Below are 1,587 nucleotides of genomic sequence, written 5' to 3' on the forward strand. Positions count from 1 at the left end.
TTCACGGGTTGCAGCTCACGCAGTGTCGAAGATCGGATCATGAACGGGCAGGGCATTCGCCCCTGTTCCATTAACGCCTGCTGATCGATGACCTGGTTTGCGCTGGGCCTGCGAAGGCTGCTTTTGCCCGGCCAGGTCGACGATCACCTGCTCGATGTCGGCCTGTGTAAATTCGCGTTGCTTCTTCCTGCGCGCGTGGCCTTGCTTGCGCTCCGTTCGGGTCGAGTCCCCACGGTGCGTTCGCGAAGGCGCTTTACCAATCCGTTCGTTATCGCGCTGGGCCTGAATCACCTGCGAGACCTGAAGTACGTGACTTAGCCGCTTGTGCTCAACCACTGCGCCCTGGTCCACCTCGGTCAGCTTGTCGTATTCGCGGTACGGGACCACGCGGCCATCCGCCCGCAGCTCGATGCGTCCGTCCGGATACTCCCAGACCTCGATATACCGATCGATCAGCTTGCGGTTCTCCGGTGTATCGTCCAGCAGGTACAGCACACGGTCGTACTGCACCGTCAGCGACTTCTTGACCTTCCTCGGTTCGCGCCACGTCAGCACCGTATCGAGGCTCTCATCGGCCCGCAGCGGCCGGTGCGCATCGAACTCACTCTTCGGCGGCTTGGCAAAGCGTGCGTTGTAGGCGGCCATAAAGGAGGGCGCATATGCATTGGCTTCGGCCAGCGTACTGATGCCGCGCAGCCGCAGTTCCTTCACCAGGCGGTCCTGCAGCGTCAGATGCGCGCGCTCCACGCGGCCCTTGGCCGAGCTGCTGTTGGCGCAGATCGTGTCGATGTTCAGCTCGTACATCGCGCGACCGAACGGCGTCACGCTGCGTCCGGTACGCTCGGCGCTGGTGTTGCGGAATACGCTGGCCTTGTCGCTGTAGAACGCGCCCGGCTTGCCATAGCTCTCGATGTACGCGCGCGTTGCCTCGAAGTAGCTGAACGTCGATTCCGTCTGCGTGAAGTGCAGTTCCATCAGCCGGCTCGTCGCATCGTCCACGTACACCAGCAGCGTGCATTGCGGCGCCCGGTCCTCGAACCACGCATGCTCACTGCCGTCGATCTGGATGAGCTCGCCCAGGCACGTACGCCGTGCGCGCGGCTGATAGATCTTCGGCGGCCGCTGCCGGCGCGGAACCCATAGTCCTGCGTCCATCATGAGTTTGCGCAACGTCTCCTTCGCCAGCTGGATGCCGTGGCATTCCCGGAGCTTCTCGCAGGCCAGCGTGGGCCCGAAATCGGCGTAACGCTCACGGACAATCGATAGCGCCCGGTCTGCCGTTACGCGGTCTAGCCGGTTGTTGCTGGGCCGCGAGCGTCGCCGCGACACGAGGCCTTGCGGCCCGTGCTCACGAAACCGGCCAACCAGCCGGCGAATCTGCCGGGTCGTCAGCCCGAGCCGCTGCGCTGCGCGCAGCGGCTTGAGCCGTCCGTCCACCACGTCCTGAATGAGCTTCAATCTGTCCAGCTCGCGCATCGTCATTGTTATCCGTTCTGTTGCCGCCATTAAAGCTCCCAAACACTGGATTCCCAGCGATCTGTTAGCTTACGATCGTCCAAAAAGCGGACATCTGAACTTGGCTAAAAG

At 62.6% G+C, this 1,587-nt stretch carries 1 protein-coding gene; it reads right to left on the minus strand.

Annotated elements, in window-relative coordinates:
• Window positions 1-15: 15 nt before the first annotated feature.
• A complete protein-coding gene (locus tag AB4Y43_RS40335; protein ID WP_368730281.1) occupies window positions 16-1,506 on the minus strand; it encodes an ISNCY family transposase in 1,491 nt (496 codons plus the stop codon).
• Window positions 1,507-1,587: the final 81 nt, after the last annotated feature.

Source organism: Paraburkholderia sp. BR10872, from assembly GCF_040965835.1.
GTDB classification, from domain to species: domain Bacteria; phylum Pseudomonadota; class Gammaproteobacteria; order Burkholderiales; family Burkholderiaceae; genus Paraburkholderia; species Paraburkholderia nodosa_A.

Coding starts and splice junctions, on each gene's coding strand:
- AB4Y43_RS40335 (WP_368730281.1), bottom strand. CDS start 1,506: ATGGCGGCAACAGAACGGATAACAATGACGATGCGCGAGCTGGACAGA.